At 39.9% G+C, this 16,251-nt stretch carries 13 protein-coding genes; 8 read left to right on the forward strand and 5 right to left on the reverse strand.

The annotated features are described in order from the left end of the window. Nucleotides 1–2 precede the first annotated feature (2 nt). Genes csm3 through WAA15_RS16375 form a run of 4 tightly spaced genes read left to right on the forward strand, consistent with a single transcriptional unit; the run spans nt 3 to nt 3,803 of the window. Nucleotides 3–686 carry a type III-A CRISPR-associated RAMP protein Csm3 gene (gene csm3, locus WAA15_RS16360; protein WP_337043881.1) on the forward strand — a complete coding sequence of 228 codons (684 nt, stop codon included), beginning with the start codon at nt 3–5 and terminating at the stop codon, nt 684–686. After that, complete coding sequence (csm4, locus tag WAA15_RS16365; protein ID WP_337043882.1) at nt 683–1,750, forward strand: type III-A CRISPR-associated RAMP protein Csm4; 1,068 nt, start codon at nt 683–685, stop codon at nt 1,748–1,750. Before csm3 ends, csm4 begins: the two co-directional genes overlap by 4 nt. Continuing rightward, nucleotides 1,738–3,054, forward strand: coding sequence for a type III-A CRISPR-associated RAMP protein Csm5 (gene csm5, locus WAA15_RS16370; protein WP_337043883.1), 1,317 nt, complete (start codon nt 1,738–1,740; stop codon nt 3,052–3,054). The genes csm4 and csm5 overlap by 13 nt, the downstream gene beginning before the upstream one ends. Beyond that, nucleotides 3,054–3,803 carry a CRISPR-associated endonuclease Cas6 gene (locus WAA15_RS16375; RefSeq protein ID WP_337043884.1) on the forward strand — a complete coding sequence of 250 codons (750 nt, stop codon included), beginning with the start codon at nt 3,054–3,056 and terminating at the stop codon, nt 3,801–3,803. The genes csm5 and WAA15_RS16375 overlap by 1 nt, the downstream gene beginning before the upstream one ends. An 8-nt stretch (nt 3,804–3,811) precedes the next feature. Here the strand turns inward: WAA15_RS16375 and WAA15_RS16380 are convergent, their stop codons facing one another. Together WAA15_RS16380 and WAA15_RS16385 are read right to left on the reverse strand one after the other, a co-directional pair. Further along, nucleotides 3,812–4,303, reverse strand: coding sequence for a hypothetical protein (locus WAA15_RS16380; protein WP_337043885.1), 492 nt, complete (start codon nt 4,301–4,303; stop codon nt 3,812–3,814). 24 nt (nt 4,304–4,327) lie between these two features. Then, a complete protein-coding gene (locus WAA15_RS16385) occupies nt 4,328–5,383 on the reverse strand; it encodes an STING domain-containing protein (protein WP_337043886.1) in 1,056 nt (351 codons plus the stop codon). A 590-nt stretch (nt 5,384–5,973) separates the two neighbouring features. On the opposite strand from WAA15_RS16385, the gene WAA15_RS16390 reads away from it, so the two are divergent. The 3 genes from WAA15_RS16390 to WAA15_RS16395 all read left to right on the forward strand — a co-directional run bounded on the left by WAA15_RS16390 (nt 5,974) and on the right by WAA15_RS16395 (nt 7,324). Then, nucleotides 5,974–6,708 (forward strand): hypothetical protein, encoded by a 735-nt coding sequence (locus tag WAA15_RS16390; protein WP_337043887.1) that lies wholly within the window; start codon nt 5,974–5,976, stop codon nt 6,706–6,708. Nucleotides 6,709–6,905: 197 nt separating this feature from the next. Next, a complete protein-coding gene (locus tag WAA15_RS24565; RefSeq protein WP_442892804.1) occupies nt 6,906–7,034 on the forward strand; it encodes an IS1/IS1595 family N-terminal zinc-binding domain-containing protein in 129 nt (42 codons plus the stop codon). Between the two features lie 65 nt (nt 7,035–7,099). Next, entirely contained in the window at nt 7,100–7,324 is a 225-nt protein-coding gene (locus tag WAA15_RS16395) for a hypothetical protein (RefSeq protein ID WP_337043888.1), read from the forward strand. A 57-nt stretch (nt 7,325–7,381) separates the two neighbouring features. On the opposite strand, the gene WAA15_RS16400 is transcribed toward WAA15_RS16395, so the two are convergent. After that, a complete protein-coding gene (locus WAA15_RS16400) occupies nt 7,382–7,930 on the reverse strand; it encodes a hypothetical protein (RefSeq protein ID WP_337043889.1) in 549 nt (182 codons plus the stop codon). Nucleotides 7,931–8,272: 342 nt separating this feature from the next. Here WAA15_RS16400 and WAA15_RS16405 point away from each other — a divergent pair, with 342 nt between their 5' ends. Next, nucleotides 8,273–10,465, forward strand: coding sequence for a hypothetical protein (locus tag WAA15_RS16405; RefSeq protein WP_337043890.1), 2,193 nt, complete (start codon nt 8,273–8,275; stop codon nt 10,463–10,465). A gap of 62 nt (nt 10,466–10,527) precedes the next feature. Here WAA15_RS16405 and WAA15_RS16410 read toward each other — a convergent pair whose 3' ends face one another. Together WAA15_RS16410 and WAA15_RS16415 are read right to left on the reverse strand one after the other, a co-directional pair. Further along, a complete protein-coding gene (locus tag WAA15_RS16410; protein ID WP_337043891.1) occupies nt 10,528–13,164 on the reverse strand; it encodes a hypothetical protein in 2,637 nt (878 codons plus the stop codon). Nucleotides 13,165–13,310: 146 nt separating this feature from the next. Then, nucleotides 13,311–15,680, reverse strand: coding sequence for a hypothetical protein (locus tag WAA15_RS16415; RefSeq protein ID WP_337043892.1), 2,370 nt, complete (start codon nt 15,678–15,680; stop codon nt 13,311–13,313). Between the last annotated feature and the right edge of the window lie 571 nt (nt 15,681–16,251).

Consider the following 16,251-nt stretch of genomic DNA (forward strand, 5'->3'; position numbering starts at 1 on the left):
ATATGAAACTCATAGCTAAAATAAAAATAACAGGCACTATCGAAATTATAACAGGCTTGCGCATTGGTGCCGGCAATAACGACTTCGAGCTCGGAAGCGCACAATTAAGTGTGGTTAAAAGCAAAGGAGTTCCTTTTATACCGGGAAGCTCCCTGAAAGGTAAACTAAGGTCGTTGCTTGCCAAATATTACGGAAGCGCAAGTGTAGAAACCGATCAATCTATTATTAAAGAAATTTTTGGTGATGCCAAAGGAGCAAAAGATACAAATCAGAATGAAACAGCCCAATTCAGAACACGCCTGCTGGTAAGAGACTGCAAGCTGACTAAAAATATTTTAGATACCAACCCAAAAGCTACCCAAACCAAAGAAGTATATACCGAAACCAAATGGGAAAATGTAATTAAGCGTATGCACGGTGGGGCAGAACACCCCCGAGAAGTAGAAAGAGTGCCAGAAGGAACAGAGTTTGAGTTTGAAATGATTTATGATGAGTACGATGACAAAAAAAGTGCAAGCCATCTGGAACTGTTGAAACTTGCTTTTGAACTTCTGCAAGACGACTACCTCGGTGGTTCAGGTTCAAGAGGTTACGGGAAAGTTTTAATAAAAAATATTTCTGCAACCCGCAGAGAAATCAAAGAGCAAACTTACCAAGAAAGTGAGAAACATGAATTTGAATTATGAAGGCACTTATTCTAGAAAGTAAACCTTACAGCCAGTATCACTTTGGTGAATACAGCATTGATGAAACACGCCTGAATCATACCTCAGAGGTGCCTCATGCAGACACCCTCTATTCTGCTATTATCAATGTATATAATCAAAACTTTGATGATACCGACGACTTCGTCACTATGCTTGACCTCACAGACTTCGAAATGTCATCGGCTTGTTATTGCCTCAACGGAAACGGTACATATATTTTCTTTTTGCCAAAACCCTTAGTACTCAACACTATGGTGAACGACTCGGCTAATTACAAAACTCAGAAAAAAATTACGTACGTATCAAAAGGAGTATGGGAAAAAGGCTTTGACCTTAACAATATCAGTAGTGAAGAACTATGTTTGTTAGGAGATAAATTCTTGTGTCTTAACAAGGAACTTAAAGCCATTAAGCCTAATAAAATCAAACAAAAATTTTGGCCAGAAATCACTTTATCTTCGGTTTCATACCTCACTAAAACACAGGTTCATACAGAAGAACAAACCGGAACCCTCTATGTACAGGCCAATATTCAGATACAAGATTTGCAGGAGTTCGACATAAGTGTTCATTTCTATTTTTTACTTAAACATAAGCTTGATGCCGAAACAGCCTCTAAACTAGACCTTGTGCTGAGTTTACTGCCCGAAACAGGAATAGGCGGCGAGAGGTCTGTCGGTTGTGGAACCTTCGGAAGCATATCAGTTCAGGAGTTCGAAATAAAACCACTCGACCCAGCCCCCGATACATTCAGTAATGTTTCAATGATTGCCCCAGTTACTGAAGATGAATTAAAGCGTATTCGCTATTATTCGACCACCCTTAGAGGAGGCAGAAGGCTAGGCGGCGATAACGACCCTCATGAAAATACTCTCAAACAGGTAAGAATGGTACGCGAAGGAGCTTTGATAGAACACAATCAACCCATTGGCCATAATCCTAGTATAAAACCTGCATCAACCACCAAAGATGAATACTTACGCTTTGGCAAGGGCTTTTTATTACCTATACATAAAAACTGGACAAAGCAATGGCAGGACTAAACAATACCTATAATTATACCTTAACTACGCTTTCGCCGCTCTCAATAGGCAACGAGCAGGAAGTGGTATCTTCTTTCTCCGAATATATCTATGATAACGATTACCTTTATTACATAGACCTAAACAAAATTGAGAATCCTGACCCCGAAAAAATAGCCGCATTTATCGAGAAACTCAATAGTGAAATTGACAATAACAGGCACAAAGGTACGCTGGCGGAGCTATTGAAAGAAACCCTGAATATAGAACTGGAACACTTGTTAACGGGCGAGAAATACCCCATTGTAAGAGTCGCAAAAGAAACAGAAACAAAAGAATCTCAACTGGTCTTAAAGAAACTGTTAAAAACACGCAATAGGCCTTATGTTTCGGGTAGTACGCTAAAAGGAGCCATCAGGGCTGCTATTCTTTACCATTGGTTAAAAAATCAAGGGCAACCTGTACTTTTGGAATTTATTAAAAAAATAAATGAGAAGTACCTGCAACTAAACCCCAAACTGGCTGAAATACAGAAGCTTGAACTGGCAGATAGGCTTAATGAAAACGAAAAAAATAAACTTGAAAAACTGAAAGAAGAAATTAGAGACTTCAGAAACAAAATTGATAAGAGTTTTGTGGGGGAAGTTGAAAATCTCTTATTTTTAAAGCCTGAAGACGGAAAAAATAATACAGGCAACAACGCTAAGGATAAGACTCCTGCACCAAGCCGTCATGACGCTTCTTATTTGAGGGTAACCGACAGCCAGTCAGTGTCCGAAGACACAATCAATATTGAGTATATGCAGCGGGTGAAAGTAGTAGATTCAGCTTTTGATAAAAAAGGGATACCCTTTTTATTAGAAACCGTAAAAAAAGATACTTCTTTTAATTTTCAGATACAAATACCCTCCACCCAGTTTCGCAACAACAATATTTTTCATAAAGAATTAAAGTTTCTGCAAGCCGATAATTTTCCGGTAACTTTGAAAAACATAATTAATGAATTTTCAAGAGATTTCATTGAGGAAGAACTAATGATATTTCCAAATGGCGGGCTGAAAAACGACTATGAAGAAATTGAGAAAGAAATAGAAAAGAATGACGGAGCTGTGTTGAGAATTGGCTTTGGAAAGCATTTTCTAAATACCTCTATGGCATTAGCAATAAAAAAAGCAGATTTAACGTGTTATCATCAGTTAATTAAACTCTTATTTGAACCCGACGACCTTGAACTACATCCGGCAACCAGAACACTTACCGCAAATAACAAAACTCTCGGTTGGGTAAAACTCGTATTCAATAATATAAAAGCCGCAAGCAGATAATGGCAAAAGTAAAAACACTTAAATTATTATTTCCTGATACGCCTTTGAGAAGCGGCGAAATAAGGTTTTTCAGGAGTTTAATTAATAACGCACTCGACTGGCAGGAACCCCTCTTTCATTATCATAAACAACAAGGAGGCGAAGTTTACGAATATCCGTTAGTGCATTTCAGGTCTAACAAAGGCAAGGCTATGCTATTTGGTATTAATGAAGGCTGCGAAGCTATTTCATCTTTTATTATGAAACACCTTGACGAATTGCCGCCAGAAATGCAAACCATCGAGATAGATAGCCAGATGACAACCATAACTATGTGCCCTGAACCAGTACTGTACTATGTTCGCTATTTTTTGCCTTTAAACTCTGCCAACTTTTCTAACTGGATACAAATACGAGGCTTGAAAAATAAAATTACCGAACTGGAAAGAATCATTGCAGGCAATATTCTTGACTTTTGTAGTGCCGTTGGATTTCAGGTTCTCAATAAAAGCCTGACCGTAGAAATAGAAACCTTAGGCGAAGTGGGGCTGGTGCCTTTTCCGACCCACACAGGAGAAATAAAAATGATGGCTTTTAACCTTGCTTATTGGGCTAATATTATTCTTCCTGATAACATAGCCATCGGCAAAGGCAAAAGCAAAGGCTATGGCGTACAAACCACCACCGACATAGGTCTGCAAAGCAAAACCTACAAGAGCATCCGAAATACCGAAACTTACCTGAAAAAACACCGCAAAACCACCAACTAATCTATCGGCTATCGTATGGCCTCAATAACAACTACCCTCTTACCCTGCGCTTGGGCATAGGCCACAACGTCGGCTGTGCCACCTTTTCCGTGTGCTGTTTTTCCATCCCAGACGGCAATCAGTATATCGCTTACCTCGGTAATTTTTCTGCCTATGGCCATATATGCCTCATTTCGGGTGTCGGGTGTGTTGTCGGCCAATGTGGTTACTACCTCAAAGCCTCCGCCTGCCTGCGCAATGAGGGCGTTCAGGTGCTGCAACTCGTTGGGGGCAAAATCTTGCCCATACTCGGCCAGCGCAAAGGGTAGGAGTACCCTCAACCGTATGCCAGCTTTCAGGGCTTCCTCGGCAAAAATAGTATCAGCCCCGACGGCCAAAGGCGAAATCGCCAGTATAGCTTCGGCAGTTTTGGTTTGTTCTTGTAAAAATTCGGCAATCTGTTGCCTTACTTCCGTGGCGTTAGTAAACTTTCTATGACCCGTAATGCCAATTTTAAGCATCTTTTTTGCTGATAAAAAAGGTTGTTAACTGTTAGATGTTTCATTTTGGTGGTTCCAGTACCATACTACCGATACCCTGCCCTGTATTGATGGCCACTCGTTTTCGAGGCGTTTTTTAAACTGCTCACACTTGGTAGCAAAGCGTTCAAGCTCTTGCGCTTCCAGTATGTCCCATTCCTTACTGTTGTTAATCTGGCTCTGTTGCAAACCCCTTCTGTGCTGAATCGACTCGTTGAGCGTAGCCAGTACCGTCGGAATATCCACCAGCACAGGCGTGCCGTCGTCCTCAAACCGGATGTGCATCATAAACTCACGGCTCAACCTGAACACCTTGGCGTTCTTATAGCCCAGCCTATCCCATTCTTTCAGATTCCTGATATAATCGTGGTGGGCCATCTGCATTTTTTTAGGCACAAGTACCTCAAACTTTAGTTTTTTGCGTGCTTCGGCATCCAGCGGAACAAACTCCTTGTTGGCCCCTTCTACTGCTACCGTCAGTTCAAAGCCCTCGGCAAACTCCTGTTTCCGAAACAAGTGGGGCAGCATCATCTGTAAAAAATTCTTGATATAGTTCTTCGACAACCCAATGGCCGTGGGTATTTCTGCAATAGGCGAATTATAAAACCTCGTTACCGGATTATGAAACCAGTCAACCTGCCCTATGTTATTCAGTATATCTTCAAATCGGGGCCTTAAAATATCAATGGCCGCTTTTACCTTCGTGAGGTTAATTTCAATAAACCGATACGCCGCAATATCAAAAGGTGTCTGTTCGGCCTCAACGCCAGATTTTATCTCCTTCACAATAATCGACGGCTTGCCAAACGAATGATACACCCCCAGTTCGTACATCACGTTGGGGTTGTTGCCTGTAATATCAGCCACCAGAATATCCGCCTGTTCGAGGTTAAGCAACACTTGGTCCATCACGGTGCCAATGGTTCCTTCCTCAGGAGTAATTACCTTAAAACCGCGCGGTTCAAGTATAGGTTTCACAATTTTATTGGCTAGCGTGTGCAGCCGTTTCATGTCTTTCATGGGGCCAATCACGAAACATCTTTTGTGTATCTCTTTTTGCATGGTGGCTCAGAGGTTTATGCTTGATAACTTACCAACGAAACTGCCTTTTTCTATACAAAGAAATGGCTTTTAAAGCCTGATGCCCAAATATTTTTAAGGGTTTTTATTTATAGGTAGATTTTAACGAGTACGGAGTAAATAATGAAGTTGCCTAAAGCTCTTAGATTTTATATAAATAGGATTAGTAAGTGTTAAGTTTGTAATCACGCAAAACAATCAAAACACTATCAGTCACGTTCAAATTAACAAAAAAAATAATTAAATGTGAACTCCTTTTACCTTTGAGTGTAGAAAAAGAGGTCCTGAAAGTAAAGCTAGCCTTTGGTAGATTGTAAGAGCTATATGCTTAATATGGGTATCTCCTTGATGATGAGCAATATAGAAACGCCTAGTTAAAGAGAGATTTGTCATAGAAAGAACCAATGCGTGTTTAGATGGATTTAAAAATTTGATTATTCGAGACGAGACAAATGCCAAACACTGGCTAGGATTACATTATTTTGCTTTTCAATTATCATCCTAAGAAAAAAATATAGCTTTAAATAAACTTAAAACAACTTCTTTGTTCATTCATTTAAAACCAAAAAATAATGATAAAATTCATATTGAAAATTTTATTTATAACTATAGCGTTTATTAGTATTCTACTCCTAATTTTCCTTACATATATATTCTTTTTCGAATCAAATGAGTTAAATAATGTGCCAAAGGAGGATTGGAATGATAACTGGGAAAAAAATATTCAAAAGAAACTCCCAACATATATTAAGGAATATAATCTTAGATACAGTGTTATCAATAATTTCTCAAATACAGATAGTGTAGTTTGTAAGACATTATGTTTTATAGATAGTGTAAAAAGTAATGAAACTAATTCAAATTTTCATTTTTCTTTCATTTGGACGACAAAACATAATCATAAATGGAAAGTAGAATATGTCAACGAAAATTACGTAAAGGATATTGCCACACTATTTACTATTGATTTAGTAGATTCTTTCAAAGGGAAGAAGGGAGAATATCTTATTAATAGTATAGAAATGTCTAATTCTTTAGAAAATAAGGCCAGAACTTTTATTACTATCAAAATAGTGGATAAAACTAACGATACTATTGTCTTGCAAACAGATTATAATGAAGGCTTTAACTTTTTCTTATGGAAAAGATTAGAAGAATTTACAAGAGACTATGTGAATAAAAATAAGAAAAATATAACATTTACCTTGAAAAATATGCAAAGTAAAGTTTTAGCTAGTATTAAATGGAGTAGTAAAGATAAAGGATATAAACTTTATCTTTTACCCAAATATATGTATAATCTTTAAAAGCTTTATTTCAAGATTTTCAAATCGGAATATTAAAAAATAAACTGTAAATAGGGTACATAAGTTGCATTTCTTTTTTTCTGCTATGCAAGTGAATTGATTAAGAAAAATAGCTTTATCCATTATGCAGGTATAAAAAGTAAGGGTAGTCCTATAAATGTAATGCTATTTTTATTTTGTAAAAAGTAAAGATAAAAATGCAATGCAGTCATTGTAATAGCAATCATACAAAGAAGCATGGACATACTCATTGCAGTAAGCAGAACTATTTATGCCATGACTGTAATCGTCAATTTGTGGAAGGAGGGAGGTCAAGATTGGTTTAGAAGTGAGGGAGATAAAATGCTTATAAACAAACTATTACTAGAGCAGATACCCTTTACCTGATGCTTTGAATGCAGATCTAACTTTGCCTGATATAGAGGCATATTTGGCTGACCGGATGGACGAAGAAATAGGAAGGATAGAGCTTATAAAAAAATCGAGTGCATTACAGGAATATCTTCAAGTATCAGAATATGAGATAGTTATGGAAGAAAATGTTGCTGAAACTCACTTAATTGATATAGAGAGCAATGATTTATTAGCCAATGAATTATATAGTAAAGTAGGTTAAATAATCTTTTTATAATTGTACCAATCCAGTTACTAGGCTGTTTTTAAAACAAAAAACTCATTTACTAGTATTTATTAAATGAATTAGTTCTATTCCATTCGCAAATTTCTCTTTGTCACTCTCTTTAAGAATAATAGAGCTTGTGTAATTAATTAATGTGAATGTTAATTCTCCTTTTGTTTTTACATACAGAGCGTCGATATCATTTGATAATATATCACTTTGATTAATTATAAGAAAATTGCCTTGATTGAAAAATCTGGATAAAGCCTCTTCAATATTATTGAGACTTTTTTCTTCAATCATTTTGTTGTCAATAGATTTATATATTTTGATTTTACTATCTGAGAATTCTTTTATAATTCTTACATTGAGATAGTGTTTATTTTTAGGTTTAAAATTGTAATAAAAAAGATCCAAATAATTCTTTGATTTCAGAAATGAATGATACATTTCTATACAGCAAGAATCAACGGCTACACTAACAGTTGAAGTGCTGTCTATTATATAATCGGAAGGTCCCTTTTCTTTATTTACTCGAGTTTTTACGATACAGCCTTGAATAATTACCACAAGGATGAATAGTTTAATTATCTTTTTTGCCATTTTTTACCTATAATGGAATTATACTTTTGTACTGGGGCACATAGTCTGAAACAGTAAGGGCAGTTTAATTTTATAATTATTTGAGACATAATTACAAAGTTCGCCTTACTATTTCATCTTTTCAAAGATCATACTTTTTGAAAGCATAGCCAAATAAAACCTTAGACAATTTCAATAATAAAAAATTCTATTCCCTGAAAATTTCTTTTTATCTTTATGAAGTAAATTTTGCTGATGACTCTACCAGAGTTTTCCTGAAAAAACCTTAGCCGATGTAAGCCCCCATCGGTACAACCATACTGACAACCGCGCGGCCCGCCGCACCAACCAGACACAATTGAGATGAGAAACCACAGACCCACCAAAGGCATTACTATTCTCGTTACTTTGCTCATAGGCACCATTTTGCTAATGGTTGATTATTATCTTGAATCGCACCAAAAGTGCGGCATAGAATTTATAGCAAAAAGGAAATGGATGCAGGATGCCTCAATAGCCTTAATTCTAGGTACTTCGTTGGCGGCACTCTGGAGCTTTAACTATCAGTTCCTGAACGCAAAAAAAATCGTTTATGAGTTCATATTCCCTTTATCAATTGCGGTTTTTGTTTTAATTACGGGTACTATTGGCTTTCTGGAATTAAAATATGATTTTGGTGATGCCTTCTTTGCTGCGGGTAATTTCCTGACCCTCAATACCTCGGTTTTTAATAATCTGGCAGGAGACATAACCCCAACCCTCTGGATAATGGCCGCCCGTATTTTCGGAGGGGTTTTTCTGGCCTATGCCTTTTTTCTGGCCTTGATACTGGCCGTCGGGAGCGAAAACTACAACCGTGTCAAGCTACGGGCGTATCTGATACGCACCAAAATTTTCGGTTCCAGAAATCTCCACGTTGTTATAGGCAGCGGCCAGAAAGCCGTTTTTCTGGCCCTTGATTTAGCCAATGAACAGAATGAACATAAAAAAGTAGTATTACTTTACGAAGAACTTGGCGAAGCCCTTGAGTCGATGCTTGAAAACACCAATATCTGGTTCATGAAAGGAAATCCTTCGTCCAGAATCGGGCTTGATAAAACGCATTTCCAGCAGGCAAATAATGTATACGTGCTGAACGAAACAGACGAGAAAAATTTCAGAACCTTTCAGGAAATGATTGAGATAGCACAAGCACCCCATTCTACCGTTATCATATCCAAATGGTATATTCACCTGACCGACCCCCGCCATCGTGCGCTCATTACGCCTTTTGCCGCTATACTTAAAAACGATATAACCAAGCACGAAATATTCGTTCATCCGTTCGATTTCTGCCAGAACATTGCCCGAAAAGTTACACACGAGCATCCTATCGACCGTTTCGAGACCGGAGCCAATGTGGCTCAGGTGGTTGTTATTGGTTTCAATGCCCTTGCCCAAGCCATCGCTATTCAGTGTTTGCGTCTGGGGCATTTCAGGCTCGACCGCTATTTACAGATTAAGGTCTTTTACACACCCGACGAGCAAGCCAACGTTGATAAATTCATGGCCGCCCACCCCGAGTTATTCAGGACAGAACAACTTTTTAACTCAATCATACACAAGCCTGATGCCGAACGCTACAAGGAAGTAAAAGAGTATACCTTTTTCAGAAAAGCCCACATCGTGCTACGCGACGTTATCAGATTTGAACCCTTGCCCGAAGCCGAGAGTGAGCTCGTAAGCCCCGATTTCTCGTTGTACCAGTGTGTAAGCGCGCAAAATTGTACGTCAATCTATGTTTGTTTGCCAAGTGGCTTGCAGTCGGCCTCGTTACTGAATGCCATTCTGCCCTGTATTGAGCAGAAAAGAGAAGAAATTACACAAAAAACAGGCGATGTAAAAGTGTTCTGTCATTATGATTTCCCCGACAAGGAAGAGGTCGTTATCATTGAACAAATACTCAATAAAATTACCGAAAGAAAAGTACCCGTGGTTTGCTTTGGTAATAGCCAGAGTATCTGTACAAGCACCGAAATAGAAAACAAAAACCGCGACCGCCTGGCCAAATACATTGCCTTGCTCTATAAAAATGTTTACGGACGTGACGTGGACTTCACCACTGACCTACTCAATAAATGGCAACCCAAATTATGGGACGAAGCCGCACTGGAAAACAACTGGAAAAACGAACCGGAAATCTATCGGGAATCGAACAGGCAGGCTGCCGACCACGCTTGGGTAAAATTCAGAGAAATGAAACGGGAGCTAAAAAACATCCCCAACGATTTGGCTCATTACTGGAGCGAAGAAGAGTTGCCCGTTCTGGCCGAAATGGAACACCGCCGCTGGAATGCCGAAAAACTTCTGTTAGGTTGGCTACCACTTTTAACAGACCCAACTAAGGAACAAAAAAAGAAAAGAAACGAACAAAAACGGCACTTCTTCCTGATGGATTTTGCAACCCTACCCGAAGCCGAAAAAACAAAAGATTATACGCAGGTAATTGGCTTACCTTATTTCCTGAAAAATGTGCCGGATATACTTCCACCACCAACCCAGTCAAAAACATCATGAGTTCTTATAACACCACGGGCAACACTTATGCGTTGCCCGTGGTGTTTCAAAATTATCTGTTTTTATTTTTTCTTTTGATTCGCCTTTAATTTTTCAATTTCGGCACTTTGTTGTTCAATCAAGGTGCTTTGCTTGTCGCTTTGTTTTTTAAGCTCAATCATATAAAGTGTTAGTTCCTCTACTTTTTTCAGTAATAACCGATTCATTTCGCCTAAATCCTGCCCTTCTTTCTCAATTTCTTTGGCCGATGGTATTTCGGGCAAGTGGCTGTTTTGTTTGGTAAACTTCTCTACTTCGTCAAGGCTAGGCAGCTTGTATTCAGGGCTGAACACGTAGTCAGGCCACCCGCTTGCCTGTTTTCTTACCTTTACTTTTTCCACAATCATATCGCCAGCTACGGCCAGTTTATAGCCTGTCGGAATAGTGCTGGTTCCTATGCCTAGTTGCCCGTTTTTGAGTGTCATGTCAACAGTCAATGCCTGATTATCGGCATTGCTATTAGCTACCCGCCCGAACAATAACCCACCCGATAGGTCAGGCGTAATCATGGTTCCAGTAATTCCACGGGTTTTATAGGTGTCGTTGGTAGTTCCGGCCTCACAGTTAAAACATAAGAAAGGCCGCCCATTTGTATAGTTAGCTCCTATTGTAGATACATATCCGGCTGCGTTAGGATGTCCGAATTCAAAGCTAGTTTTGGCACCTCTGGCATTAATAAGTGGGTTTGTCTGTGCATCTGTACTGGTAGTGCCCCTTACGTCAAGTCGGGCAGTAGGAGTTGTAGTGCCAATGCCCACATTACCACTAAGATAATTATTTGCATTGCCAGCCATATATAAATTCCAGCGGCCTGTACCAGAGGCAATACTAGAGTAAATACCATAGTTATTGGTAGCCCCTGTTAAAGAAGCAGCAACAAAAAAGCCATATTGGTTGGTTACTGTACTACCCGCACCAATAGTTCCTTGGCCAGCACTATAATGAATAAGATTACCGAGTGTGAAACTTGCGGCTTCTGTACTGGCGTATGTATTATTGAAGGAAGCAGTTGAGGTAACATCGCTTTTAACAGTAGCAACTTGGAATATAGCATTTGCATTAGTGCCTCCGGTAAGCGGAAGAGAAAGAGCTAAATTACTATTTGGTATACTATTAGTACCTATACCAAGCCGACCATTTATATAGTTATTGGCAGAGCCGTCCATATATAAATTCCAGCGGCCCGTTCCGACAGGAACCGAACCCCTGAACGCATAGTTATTACTAGCACTCACCATGTTGTTGGCTACCCAAAAACCTGTTTGTGTGGTAACTGCGCTGCCGGCACCGATGGTTCCCTCAGCAGCTATAAAATGGACCGCATTAGGCAAAGTAAAATCAGTAGCTTGCGTGTTTAGCTGTGAATAATTCAGGTATGCTGCCGAGCTTACATCACTTTGCACAGCACCGTTGTTAAGTACACCAAACGATGAAGCTGCCCCGCTGATAGGTAAACCTATATGAACGGTGCGGTCGGCTAGTGCCGTAGAGTTAAGACCCAAACGCCCTCCCAGATAGTTATTGGCTGTGCCGTGCATGAAAAGGTTCCATTGGCCTGTTCCGGCTGCAAGTGAACCCCTGAACGCATAGTTATTGGTAGCTCCGGCCATCGAACTCGACACCCAGAAACCCGATTGCTCACTTACTGTACTACCGGTTCCCCATGTACCTTTAGAAACATAATAACCTACAAGCTGCGGAAGATTGACCGAGGCAGCCACATTAAAATTAGCCTGATAATAACGTGCTGCCGTTGTAACGTCAGTCTGTATAACCCCGTCGTTCATGATGGCTAGTGTGGTAGCCGCACCGCTTAGCGCTTTATTCAACCTGAGCGAGTAACCTGTATAGGGCGTCGGAATACCTATAAAGCCATCTGGGTCTACCACCATCCGGCTCGCACCTGTCGTAATAAACCGTATAGGTGCTGCTTCATTGGTACTGATGTCAAAATTACCCGTACCTCTGTGGCTAAGCGTACTACCTCCGTTGGCCGTACCGGTACGAATAGCACGAAAGCCATAGTCTGTATAGGTAGCATCCCCTACGAGGTCAAGATACGAACTGCCGTCGGCTATACGGCCTCCACCAATTTCGACCCCCACATTAGAAGCTCCAATGTTGTAGCCGAAAACCCCACCCATGCTGGAAGTTATTGTCCCACCAACTGATAACTTGGCCGAACCATACGCAGCAGTAGTATTAATGCCTACAACACCTCCATGCATAATGCGCATGGCTTCACCTGTTGAAGTAGCCGTGCGTGAGGCAACTGTCATGAATCGATGCCCCACTACATCGTCATAGCGATAAAACAAGCCTGTATATGTTTCGTCATTCATACGTGCGAACTGAAAACTGGTGGTACTGTCAACCCCACGATTAGCGTCGATACGGGCTTTAGTAAAAGTATCACCACTTCTTGGCATACCAGCACTTAAATAAATATAAGACCCTGCATAAGCGGCAGTGCCATTGCCTTCAATACGAAAAGTAGCCGAATTGGAAGGGTTGTAAAGTCGTTGTGTAGCACTATTGACATCTAATAGATAAGCTGGTGTAGAGGTACCTATTCCGACGTTCCCGCTGGTAGGGAAAGTGTTCTGTGCAAAGGCTTTCTGTATGGCAAGAAGACATACAAGTAACAAGAGTTTTTTCATGAAATTTAAAATAGTGTAAAATGGTCAATTATGCTTAACAGGTTGTGCGAGTAAATTTCCGAGCTAAGTTTAATGTATACGCTTTCTTGATTTTATATGAATTAATAAGAACCAGTTCTTTCTCCGGTGCTATAAACACATGGTATTTATTTTTTAATAGCCTTTAGTTTTTTAATTTCCATTTCCTGTTCTTCCAGCCGCTTGCTTTGATTGTCGATTTTATTGTTCTGGGTTTCAATCAAGGTGCTTTGCTTATCGCTTTGTTTTTTAAGCTCAATCATATAAAGTGTTAGTTCCTCTACTTTTTTCAGTAATAACCGATTCATTTCGCCTAAATCCTGCCCTTCTTTCTCAATTTCTTTGGCCGATGGTATTTCGGGCAAGTGGCTGTTTTGTTTGGTAAACTTCTCTACTTCGTCAAGGCTAGGCAGCTTGTATTCAGGGCTGAACACGTAGTCAGGCCACCCGTTTGCCTGTTTCTTTACCTTTACTTTTTCCACAATCATATCACCAGCTACGGCCAGTTTATAGCCTGTCGGAACAGCTGTGGTGTTGATGCCCACCTGACCGCTGCTGTTCGTATAAATAGTATTACTTGAGCCATTTCTTATAATGGTAGTACCAGTACTAAACTCATTCGTTAGCATTAATACAGTAGCATTGGCACTAGGGAAACCAATATAGGCTTTACGCCCGCTGGCATAAGTTTGTGGGTAAAACTGTATATAACCGTGGTCTGTGCCTTCAAGTGTAAATAAACCTGCATTCCCTTTTACAGATAAACTGCCATTAGAAGAGATACCTATGGCTACGGCACCAGTGTTACTGATAGCCATTCGTGTAGTGTTGTTTGTGCCAAATTCCAAAGCAGCATTCCGATAGTTAAATACTGACATAACATCAGTATTTGATTTTCCAAACCCCACATAACCATAATTAGTTCCTTCTGCCTTGAATAATGAATATGGCCTTCCGCCTGTGCCATTTGTTTCAAGGGTTTGTAGCGGAGTTATAGTAGTTGCATTAGTAATAGCATGTATTTTGCTTAAGGGTGTAGTTGTACCGATACCAACGTTCCCGTCTTTATCAATACGCATACGCTCATTGGCTATTGCCGAACCATTAGTATAGAACTTGATAGTGCCGTTTGTGCCTGCACCGATGTTTAATCCGGCAGTATTATTATCGGCCTGCAAATACACATAGTCTTTTTCGAGTAATCCTGTAACTGTGTTTCCAGTACCTGAATACCCCAAATAACCTTGTCCGCCGTCACCCTCTACTCTTAACTGGGCAAAAGCATTAGCTAGTGTAGACATATTTTTGGCGCGTATACCAACAGTAGCCTCCTGATTACCCGAAACATCCAGTAAAAATGCCGGAGTTGTAGTGCCAATACCGATGTTTCCGTTGCCATCAATGTGCATACGTTCAATAGGTGTATTTGTTGCGTAAGGCGTAGTTAGAAATTGCAGGAAAGTGTCCCAACTTCCTCCTCTGTATGCCCTGATCTGTGCTTTTCCGGCCGACGAAAACTCGAATGAGATATCTCTTGTATTGCTACTACTAGTAGGTGAATTAGGCCCTAAAATTATCAGGCTAGCTATGCTGCCAGTAACTTTTGAACCTACTGCCATGCTACCCTCTACCTGAAAAGGGTAGGTAGGCGAAAGCAAACCAACCCCTACTTTCCCCCCGTTGAAAGTCATGTTTGCATTATTGGTACTGAACCGCATGTGTCCTGTATTAAGTTGGTTGGTTTTAAAGTTAATATCACTTAGAAGCCTGTCACGGTAAATCTCCAGGTTATTACTTTCATTATAACCTATTTTCAAGGAAGCTCTGTTGTCGGGGGCTGCATTGGCATAAATAGCTAAATCGCCACGAGTAGAGTCAGGGGTACTTACAGCATTACCCAATACAACATTCATGTTTCTATCATACTTTACAAGCAGGTTTTCATAAGCCTGCGCACCTTCATTATGTAGCAAGAACAACTCACTGATACCCAAACGCCCGCTTGTGCCTGAAGCTTTGTAAAATGTAAATCTGATTTTTCCCGGAGCAGAAGTAGGAATTGCTGCTATAAAATCCTGCGCTGTGTAGTTATCAATATTGGCCACTGTAAACCATGTATTTTGTGGGGCATTAGGTGGAGTGCTTGCAGCTGTATTATATACTTCTATTTTGAACTTTGTAGGACCCCAATAGCGGCTCGACCAGCCAATCCATGCACCTGCTTGTACTGATGGGGCATTTATGTTCTCAATCGTAATAACCGTAGGGGTTGAGTCACTGGGAGCCAGCGTTGTATAAGATGGATAAAAAATACCATTAAATAGCTCGTTGCTATCCAGCCGTGCCACACCCTGTTGTGTAAAGGTAAATTTCTTATGGGCATTGAAAAGTATATTCTTTTCGAGGCTTGAGATAGTTCTATTGCTAGGGTACACCTGTTGAGCCAGTACTCGCTCACCAACAGTCAGAATAATAATTAATAATATAAGTTTTTTCATTAGAGGGAGCTTAAATATTAAACAATGTAAAACAGTCTAATTACTTATTATTTATGTGGTTTCAACAAAGTAATTCCAAAAAAATCAGAAACTTAAGAGCAGTTGTAATGGCTAATAATTAATCCGTCTTTCCAAGCTGAAATCTTACCATTCTGACAAACAACCCTTATATAGTATATGTCTATAAGCAGGCTGTGGCTCAGGGTCAGTGATTGTCGGTTCGGCGGCATCTACGATTTCCCAAAGAGACTGCATACGTCCGGCCATAGGAGTTGCGCCATTGTAAACAGCTTTTTATAAATCCCAAACTCTCTGATAGCCGACGGAGATGTTCCTGTGGTGTATTCCAATTCAATGTAATCTGTTTATTAGTGGCATCTTTGGTAATAGTAAAAGTGTAGATAGCCACAGATAGAGAATTGGTTGTCTGGGAGCCAACAGTGGCTGTAACAAACTCATAACACTCCTATATTGGCATATCCAGTTCTTTGAGTTCGGGTCTTGATAACACAACTTATTTACCCGTATCAACATAAGTCTTAACTAAAACAGTATATTTTAAAATAGAATA

Source organism: Emticicia sp. 17c, from assembly GCF_037153985.1.
In the GTDB taxonomy this organism is placed as follows: Bacteria; Bacteroidota; Bacteroidia; order Cytophagales; family Spirosomataceae; genus Emticicia.

Bases quoted from the DNA above. Each gene is read 5' to 3' on its own strand.
- WAA15_RS16390 (WP_337043887.1), top strand. From the start codon at position 5,974: ATGATAAAATTCATATTGAAAATTTTATTTATAACTATAGCGTTTATT.
- WAA15_RS16400 (WP_337043889.1), bottom strand. From the start codon at position 7,930: ATGGCAAAAAAGATAATTAAACTATTCATCCTTGTGGTAATTATTCAA.
- csm4 (WP_337043882.1), top strand. From the start codon at position 683: ATGAAGGCACTTATTCTAGAAAGTAAACCTTACAGCCAGTATCACTTT.
- WAA15_RS16375 (WP_337043884.1), top strand. From the start codon at position 3,054: ATGGCAAAAGTAAAAACACTTAAATTATTATTTCCTGATACGCCTTTG.
- WAA15_RS24565 (WP_442892804.1), top strand. From the start codon at position 6,906: ATGCAATGCAGTCATTGTAATAGCAATCATACAAAGAAGCATGGACAT.
- csm3 (WP_337043881.1), top strand. From the start codon at position 3: ATGAAACTCATAGCTAAAATAAAAATAACAGGCACTATCGAAATTATA.
- csm5 (WP_337043883.1), top strand. From the start codon at position 1,738: ATGGCAGGACTAAACAATACCTATAATTATACCTTAACTACGCTTTCG.
- WAA15_RS16405 (WP_337043890.1), top strand. From the start codon at position 8,273: ATGAGAAACCACAGACCCACCAAAGGCATTACTATTCTCGTTACTTTG.
- WAA15_RS16385 (WP_337043886.1), bottom strand. From the start codon at position 5,383: ATGCAAAAAGAGATACACAAAAGATGTTTCGTGATTGGCCCCATGAAA.
- WAA15_RS16410 (WP_337043891.1), bottom strand. From the start codon at position 13,164: ATGAAAAAACTCTTGTTACTTGTATGTCTTCTTGCCATACAGAAAGCC.
- WAA15_RS16380 (WP_337043885.1), bottom strand. From the start codon at position 4,303: ATGCTTAAAATTGGCATTACGGGTCATAGAAAGTTTACTAACGCCACG.
- WAA15_RS16415 (WP_337043892.1), bottom strand. From the start codon at position 15,680: ATGAAAAAACTTATATTATTAATTATTATTCTGACTGTTGGTGAGCGA.